Origin of the sequence: Bacteroides sp. D1 (assembly GCF_000157095.2) — a bacterium.
Classification (GTDB): domain Bacteria; phylum Bacteroidota; class Bacteroidia; order Bacteroidales; family Bacteroidaceae; genus Bacteroides; species Bacteroides xylanisolvens.
On the sequence record NZ_JH114339.1, the window covers coordinates 486,055 to 494,772 of the forward strand.

7 protein-coding genes and 1 pseudogene are annotated in these 8,718 nt (G+C 39.4%); all 8 read left to right on the forward strand.

Going from position 1 to position 8,718, the window contains the following annotated elements; translation table 11 throughout:
* Positions 1–7 precede the first annotated feature (7 nt).
* Positions 8–604 (forward strand): UpxY family transcription antiterminator, encoded by a 597-nt coding sequence (locus tag BSAG_RS12415; RefSeq protein WP_008021472.1) that lies wholly within the window; start codon positions 8–10, stop codon positions 602–604.
* On the forward strand, positions 582–2,996 hold the full coding sequence (locus BSAG_RS12410) for an SLBB domain-containing protein (protein ID WP_008770834.1): 2,415 nt from the start codon (positions 582–584) through the stop codon (positions 2,994–2,996). Before BSAG_RS12415 ends, BSAG_RS12410 begins: the two co-directional genes overlap by 23 nt.
* Before the next feature lie 15 nt (positions 2,997–3,011).
* Positions 3,012–4,145, forward strand: a complete 1,134-nt coding sequence (locus tag BSAG_RS12405) for a chain-length determining protein (protein ID WP_008997505.1) — start codon at positions 3,012–3,014, stop codon at positions 4,143–4,145.
* A gap of 18 nt (positions 4,146–4,163) precedes the next feature.
* Positions 4,164–5,576, forward strand: a complete 1,413-nt coding sequence (locus tag BSAG_RS12400; RefSeq protein WP_008770836.1) for an undecaprenyl-phosphate glucose phosphotransferase — start codon at positions 4,164–4,166, stop codon at positions 5,574–5,576.
* 50 nt (positions 5,577–5,626) lie between these two features.
* Positions 5,627–6,346, forward strand: a complete 720-nt coding sequence (locus BSAG_RS12395; RefSeq protein WP_008770837.1) for a 2-C-methyl-D-erythritol 4-phosphate cytidylyltransferase — start codon at positions 5,627–5,629, stop codon at positions 6,344–6,346.
* A gap of 7 nt (positions 6,347–6,353) precedes the next feature.
* Positions 6,354–7,370 (forward strand): NAD-dependent epimerase/dehydratase family protein, encoded by a 1,017-nt coding sequence (locus BSAG_RS12390; RefSeq protein ID WP_008770838.1) that lies wholly within the window; start codon positions 6,354–6,356, stop codon positions 7,368–7,370.
* 71 nt (positions 7,371–7,441) lie between these two features.
* Positions 7,442–8,338, forward strand: a complete 897-nt coding sequence (locus BSAG_RS12385) for a phosphorylcholine transferase LicD (protein ID WP_008770839.1) — start codon at positions 7,442–7,444, stop codon at positions 8,336–8,338.
* 7 nt (positions 8,339–8,345) lie between these two features.
* A pseudogene (locus tag BSAG_RS25255) lies at positions 8,346–8,718 on the forward strand (hypothetical protein); the annotation flags it as partial.

Sequence of the window (8,718 nt, forward strand, 5' to 3'; positions counted from 1 at the left end):
AAAAAATATGATTTTAACGAAACCAAAATCAGTAAATGCCGGGCCTATTAGTGGGACAGGGGAAGGCGTAGCACACTCAAAACGCTGGTATGTAGCACTCGTTCGAATGCATCACGAGAAGAAGGTATCCGAGCGTTTGTCTAAGATGGGAATTGATTCTTTTGTTCCCGTTCAGCAACAGATCCATCAATGGAGCGACCGTCGAAAGATGGTTGATACAGTCTTGCTTCCCATGATGGTTTTTGTTCATGTCAATCCAAAAGAGCGTATGGAAGTCCTAAGCTTCTCCACGGTCAGCCGTTATATGGTGATGCGTGGTGAAAGCACTCCTGCCGTTATTCCTGACGAGCAAATGGCGCGTTTCCGTTTCATGCTCGATTATTCCGATGAAACAGTCTGTATGAATGATACTCCACTGGCGCGTGGTGAGAAAGTTCGTGTGATAAAAGGTCCTTTGAGCGGCCTTGTCGGCGAACTCGTGACTGTTGGGGGGAAGAGTAAGATTGCCGTTCGTCTAAATATGCTTGGCTGTGCCTGTGTAGATATGCCAATCGGTTATGTAGAACCCACAAAGATTAGTAATGACGACACAAAAAAACTTTAACGTATTTCTATTCATTCTACTGTTAGGAGTTTTTTCTCCTTTGATGGCTCAAAATATGAGCGATTCTCAAGTATTGGAGTATGTCAAAGAGGGGATTAGACAAGGGAAAGAACAAAAGCAATTAGCCTCAGAACTTGCCCGTAAGGGCGTGACCAAGGAACAGGCTATGCGTGTGAAGCAGCTTTATGAGCAGCAGAACAATGTCAATGCTTCCAACGCTACCGGTACGGATGTCAATGAATCACGCCTTCGTGAAGAAATGAAGGAGAACACCTCCGATATGCTGGAAGACCATCCGAGTACTCAAGACCTCGCACGTGGTAATCAGGTTTTCGGACGTAACATTTTTAATACCCGTAACCTGACTTTTGAACCTAGTGTCAACATCGCCACCCCTTTAAATTACCGTCTCGGTCCCGGTGATGAAGTGATTATCGACATCTGGGGAGCCAGTCAGAACACTATCCGCCAACAGATTTCTCCTGATGGCACGATCAACATTCAGAAAATAGGTCCCGTCAACCTGAACGGCCTGACTATTGCTGAAGCCAATGACTATCTCAAAAAAACATTAAACAAGATTTATAATGGTCTTAATAATACGAATGACCCCACTTCGGATATCCGTCTGACGCTGGGTAGCATCCGTACTATTCAGATCAATGTGATGGGTGAAGTAGTCCAGCCGGGCACTTACTCTCTCTCTTCCTTTTCTACTGTCTTCCATGCACTTTATCGTGCAGGTGGAGTCAGTGACATAGGTAGCCTTCGTAATGTCCAGCTGGTACGTAACGGTAAGAACATCGCCACAATCGACGTCTACCAATTTATCATGAAAGGCAACATTCAGGATGACATTCGTCTGCAGGAAGGTGATGTTGTGATTGTTCCCGCCTATGACGTATTGGTTAAGATCGACGGAAAAGTGAAACGTCCCATGCGTTTCGAAATGAAGAAGGACGAAAACTTATCTACACTTATCAGTTATGCCGGTGGATTTGACGCTGACGCCTACACCCGTTCCTTACGTGTTGTACGTCAGAACGGACAGGAGTATGAAGTAAACACAGTCAAAGACCTTGATTATAGTGTCTATAAAATGCGGAATGGTGATGTTGTGACCGCCGAGGCTATCCTTAACCGCTTCACTAATAGGCTTGAAATCCGTGGTGCTGTTTACCGTCCCGGTATCTACCAGCTAAACGGTAAACTGAATACCGTCCGTGAATTGGTGAACGAAGCCCAAGGCTTGACGGGTGATGCTTTCCTTAACCGTGCTGTCCTTTATCGCCAGCGTGAGGACCTTACTACTGAAGTTATTCCTGTTGACATTAAAGCCATTATGGATGGTACTTCTCAAAACATCATCCTGATGAAAAACGACATTCTTTATATTCCGAGTATCCATGATTTGGAAGACAGAGGTAATGTCGTAATCCATGGTGAAGTAGCCAAGCCGGATTCCTATCCTTATGCGGATAATATGACTCTTGAAGATTTGGTCATTCAGGCCGGAGGCTTGCGTGAGGCCGCTTCTGTTGTTCGTGTGGATGTATCTCGTAGGATTAAGAATCCCCGTAGTACAGTGGGTAACGATACTATTGGTCAGATATATACATTCTCCCTTAAAGAAGGTTTTGTGATAGATGGCACACCGGGTTTCGTACTTCAGCCTTATGATGAGGTTTATGTTCGCCGCAGTCCGGGTTATCAGGCTCAACAGAATGTAGCTGTTGAAGGTGAAATCCTGTTCGGAGGCTCTTATGCCATGACCAGCCGTGAAGAACGCCTTTCAGATTTGATCAATAAAGCTGGAGGTGCTACGAATTATGCTTACTTACGCGGTGCCAAGTTGACTCGTGTCGCTACTGAGGGTGAGAAGAAACGTATGGGAGATGTGATCCGTTTGATGAGCCGACAGTTGGGTGAGGCTATGATGGACTCTTTGGGTGTTCGTGTGGAAGATACTTTTAGTGTTGGCATTGACTTGGAGAAAGCATTAGCTAATCCTGGCAGTACAGCGGATATTGTCTTGCGTGAGGGTGATGTGATTTCTATTCCGAAGAACAATAATACAGTTACGATCAATGGTGCTGTGATGGTTCCTAATACGGTTTCTTATATAGAAGGACAGAAAGTTGATTATTATCTGGATCAAGCTGGTGGCTATTCTGAAAATGCGAAGAAGAGCAAGAAGTTCATTGTTTATATGAATGGTCAGGTAACTAAGGTAAAAGGTAGCGGTAAGAAACAGATTGAACCGGGTTGCGAGATAATTGTACCTAGTAAGGCAAAGAAAAGGACTAATATTGGCAACATTTTAGGTTATGCTACTACATTCAGTACTTTGGGAATGATGGTTGCTTCTATCGCTAATTTAATCAAGAAATAACGAATACCTTTATTTATGTCTACTTTGATGGAACAAACATCTGAAAAGGAAACAAAACAGGTGTATAATAATCACAATGACGAGGAGCTTGAAATCGATTTGATGGATCTTCTTCGTAAGGTTATAGGTATTCGTAAGAAGATCTATAAAGCAGCCGGTATCGGACTGATAATTGGTGTTATTGTTGCAATAAGTATTCCTAAGCAGTACACGGTTGAAGTTACCCTTTCTCCGGAAATGGGTAATAACAAAGGTGGTGGTTTATCCGGTTTGGCTGCTTCCTTTTTAGGAAGTGGAGTTACTATGGGAGATGGTACTGATGCCTTGAATGCTTCCTTATCCGCTGATATTGTCTCTTCTACTCCTTTTTTACTGGAGCTTTCTGCAATGGAGATACCGGTAACAAAGAATGAAGTCATGACATTGAATATTTATTTAGATGAAGAAACATCCCCTTGGTGGAGTTATGTAATCGGGTTTCCCGGTATGGTAATTGGTGGAGTAAAGTCCTTGTTTACTGAGGAAGATGAAGATATATATTTTGATAAAACAAGTCAGGGTGTAATTGAGCTTTCAAAAAAGGAAACAGAGAAAATTGAGACTCTGAAGGAAAAGATTACTGCTTCTGTGGATAAAAAAACTTCGATGACTTCCGTTACTGCAACTTTTCAGGATTCTAAGGTTGCTGCAGTTGTTGCCGATTCCGTGGTAAAGAAGTTGCAGGAATATATCATAGATTATCGTACCTCTAAATCAAAAGAGGATTGTATTTATTTGGAGAAACTTTTCAAAGAACGTCAGCAAGAATATTATGCTGCTCAGAAGAAATATGCCGATTATCTCGATTCTCATGATAACCTAATTTTGCAGAGTGTTCGTGCCGAACAGGAACGTCTGCAGAATGATATGAGTCTAGCTTATCAAGTATACAGTCAGGTTGCCAGTCAGCTTCAGATTGCCAGAGCTAAAGTTCAGGAGGAGAAACCTGTATTTGCCATTGTAGAGCCTGCTGTGGTACCATTATATCCTTCGGGAACCAGTAGGAAAGTATGTGTTTTAGCTTTTATTTTCCTATCAGTTTGTATTGTTATCTCTTGGAATCTATTCGGAAAAGATTTTCTGAATAAGTTCAAAGAAGTATGTGCCTAAAATCAATCTTTAATGTGTATGGTATCAACCACCAGTCAAATCAATAAATTTATAGAATTTGTAGCAGTTCTGGGAGATCTGGTCATTCTGAATCTGGTATTGTTCTTTCTCCTTTTCTTTTGGGAAGAAGTATTTGTCTCTTTACCTTTTTCTTGTAGGGTTTCCTGGATGATGACTTCGTTAAGTCTCTGTTATCTGGCCTGTTCCAGCTCTCGCGGGAAGGTTTGGGACAGTCGGGGAATTCGTCCCGACCAACTAGTATTGCGCGTGTTGAAGAATATTATAGCTTTTTCCATCTTTTGGGCATGTATCATGACTTTTAGTGGAATCTCTATCTATTCTCCTCTTTTCTTTGTCGCATATTTCTCTTTTCTCTTTGTCATCTTAAGTATTTATCGCATTATTATCCGTCATTTTCTGATAGTCTATTGTGCTAAGGGTAAGCATAGGCGTTATGCTGTTTTTATAGGTGGGGGCAATAATATGCAGGTGTTGTATGAGGAGATGGAGAATTCTTTGGCGTCTTCGCTGTATGAGGTCGTAGGTTATTTTGATATAAAACCGAATGAAGCCTTTTCCTCCCAATGTTCCTATCTGGGTAATCCCGACGGTTTTTCAGACTTTATGTCCGCACACTTGGGTATCAAGCATGTCTTTTGTTCTTTGTCGATGGAGGAGGGGCGCTATAATTTTTCTATTATGAATCATTGTGAAAACCATTTGCTTTATTTTCATGGTGTTCCTAATGTCTGTAAAGGTTTTCCTCGTCGTATCTGGCACAGTATGGTTGGCAATATGCCTATATTGAATCTGCGTTATGAGCCTTTGGGTAAAATGGAAAATCGGATATTGAAGCGAATATTTGATATTGTTATCTCAGGTCTTTTTCTGGTTACTATTTTTCCTTTTGTTTATCTCATAGTGGGAAGTATTATAAAATTAACTTCTCCCGGTCCTGTCTTCTTTAAGCAAATGCGTACGGGTTTGAACGGTGTGGATTTTGTGTGTTATAAATTCCGTTCGATGAAAGTGAATAATGAAGCCGACAGTAAACAGGCTACGGCTGATGATCCCCGGAAAACCCGATTTGGAAATTTTCTTCGTCGTTCTAATATTGACGAACTTCCCCAGTTTATCAATGTCTTTAAAGGTGATATGTCTATAGTTGGTCCCCGTCCTCACATGTTGGCTCATACGGAGACTTATGCCCGTTTGATTGATAAATATATGGTGCGGCACTTTATAAAACCAGGGGTAACCGGTTGGGCTCAAACGCATGGTTTTCGTGGTGAAACGAGGGAATTATCACAGATGGAGGAACGTGTGAAGGCTGATATCTGGTATATGGAGCATTGGACAATGCTGCTTGACTTATATATCATTTATAAGACTGTGGCGAATGTGATTGTGGGGGAGAAGAATGCGTATTAAGATGGAAAATCATAACACTAAGCGATTAGTTAAAAAAAAACGAAGAATCTATGAATATAGCATTATTAATAGCAGGTGGTTCTGGTAACCGTATGGGGCAAGATATTCCTAAACAATTTATGCATGTTGATGGAGCTCCTATTATCATTCGGACGATGCAATGTTTTCAACTGCATCCTGATATTTCAGCAATAGCGGTAGTATGCTTAAAAGGATGGGAAACAGTTTTGCAATCATATGCCAATCAATTTATGATTGATAAATTAAGATGGATATTTCCTGGGGGCGATTCTGGTATGGAAAGCATCCATAATGGCATTTATGGTTTAAAAGAAAAGGGATGTGATGATGAAGATCTTGTGCTTATTCATGATAGTGTTCGTCCATTGCTTAGTCAAGAGATAATTTCTTCCAATATTGCAATTTGTAAGGCTTATGGTTATGCTATAACAGGGATCCAATGCCGGGAAGCTATATTGGAAAGTGAGGATGGCTTTACTTCGACTGCAAGTATTCCACGTGATACTCTTATTCGTACCCAAACTCCACAAACATTTCGATTGAAAAATATCATTAGAGCTCATGAATTAGCCTGTAAAAAAGGTATTGTAAATTCTGTAGCTTCTTGTACATTGTTAGCTGAACTTAATGAGAATATTGAAATGCATATTGTGCCAGGTTCGGAGAAAAATATAAAGATTACAACTGTAGAGGATCTGGAAATTTTAAAGGCTTTGATGCATACTAGTAAAGATGAATGGTTGAAATAAAAGCGATATGGCATATCAGGATGATATTAAGAAAGTTGCAACTCTTTTGTTGCCATGGGGCAAATTGAGTGGCTGCAATGTTTTAGTAACAGGAGCAACAGGTTTAATCGGTGGTTGTCTTGTGGATGTATTGATGGCGCATGAGAATAAGGATTATAATGTGTATGCGTCTGGAAGAAATGAAGAGAGAGCAAAGAATCGTTTTTTAAGATATGTCAATGATAAAACTTTCCATTTTTTCAAATATGATGTAATGCAACCTTTGGTGTGCGATGTAGATTTTCAGTATATTATTCATGCTGCTAGCGGTGCTTGTCCTGCAGAATTTGGAAAACATCCGGTAGAAATCATGAAGGGCAATATTAATGGAGTGGACAATTTAATGAGTTATGGAATACAGCACGGTATGAAACGGTTGCTTTATATTTCTTCAGGGGAAGTATATGGTGAAGGAGATGGGAGAGTGTTTACTGAAGAATATAGTGGGTATGTTGATTGTGCTTCGCCTCGTTCATGTTATCCTTCAAGTAAAAGAGCAGCAGAGACCTTGTGTATTTCTTATGGTGTGGAATATAACGTAGATGTCGTCATTGCACGTCCTTGCCATGTTTACGGACCAGAATTTACAGAATCAGATAACCGTGTCTATGCTCAATTTATTCGTAATGTACTTCAAGGAGAAGATGTTGTTATGAAAAGTACTGGAGAACAATTTAGATCTTGGTGTTATGTGGTAGATTGCGTGTCTGGACTGCTTCATGTTTTACTTAAGGGAGAAAATGGAGAGGTCTATAATATAGCAGATGAGGATAGTAATATCACAATTCGTCAATTGGCAGAATTAATAGCCGGGTTAGTTGGACGGAAAGTTATCATGAAGTGTCCTGATGATTTTGAAAAGAAAGGCTATAATATGGTAAGTAAATCTGTATTTGCCACTAAAAAATTAGAAGCGTTAGGGTGGAACATTGAAGGCTGTATGAGAGATAAAATGTTGAAGACGATAACGAAAGTGAATTTATAATTCCTACTTATTAAAACATAATCTTTGAGTGTTAACCTGAAAATGTTGATTTATGGTAAGAATGATTTGTAATGGAAGAGGATAAACTTAAGTATAAGGAAATTCTATGTAAAACGATGAAGAGCTTCATCAATATTTGCAAAGAACATAATTTACAATATTATGCTTGTGCGGGAACGTGCTTGGGGGCGATTCGTCATAAAGGAATGATACCTTGGGATGATGATATTGATGTCTTGATGCCAAGGAGTGACTATGATAAGTTTCTTGCGCTTAAACAGAAATTGCAGGGAACTGGGTATGAAATCGTTGATTCTAATAATCAATTTTATAATCAGTGGTTCGCTAAATTCTCGGATGCAAATACAACTATAGTAGAAATGACTGATTTTCCCATTGTTTTTGGAGTATATGTTGATATTTTCCCTTTGGATGAGGTGGGAAATGTGGATGTAGCTAAAAAATTGCATGAAGAAAAAAGTAAATATTTTGATAAATATCGGAGAACCTTTAAGAAAACGTTTTTTAGAAATTGCGTAAACTTGTTTGTCCACATGCATATAAAAACATTTTTGAAGGAAATATACTACGCTTCTATAGGGAAAGTATTTAAGGAACATTATTTTTTTAAATACAAACATGCGGAAGACTTGATTCAAAAACAAAGAGGGCAAAAGTGTATGTGTTATGGCGGGTTCTATGGCTTTGAGAAAGAATTGTGTGAAAAGGAATGGTTTGGAAAAGGGGTTGCAGTTCCTTTTGAAGATTTTTCCATTATTGTCCCCAGCAATTACCATGCTTATCTTACTCGTTTTTATAATGACTATATGACTCCTCCTCCACCACAATATAGAGAATCTCATCACTCTCGTTATTTCGTAGATTTAGATAGGCGTTGGGATATAGAGGATGTGTTAAAAATGAAGCCTCAAAAGAGTCATAAAATAGTTCGAAGATACGAAAGCTAAAGAATAAATGTCAACAACAACTCAGGTGATAAAAAATACCGGCTTCTTATATATAAAGATGGCGGTGACGGTATTTATTTCTCTCTATACTACTCGATTAATATTATCATCATTAGGGGCATCTGATTTCGGGATATTTAATATTATAGGCGGAGCCATTGTTATGTTGGGCTTTTTGAATGCGACAATGGCCAATGCTACCCAACGTTTTATGTCGTATGCTGAAGGTGAAGGAAATCTTATAAAAAAGCGTCAGATATTTAATGTGAGCATAGTTTTACATATTGGTGTAGCTGTTCTTACCTGTATCCTATTGCTGATTGTTATGCGTTTGCTTTTTAATGGTGTATTTAACATACCGGTTCAGAGGATTTTTGCGG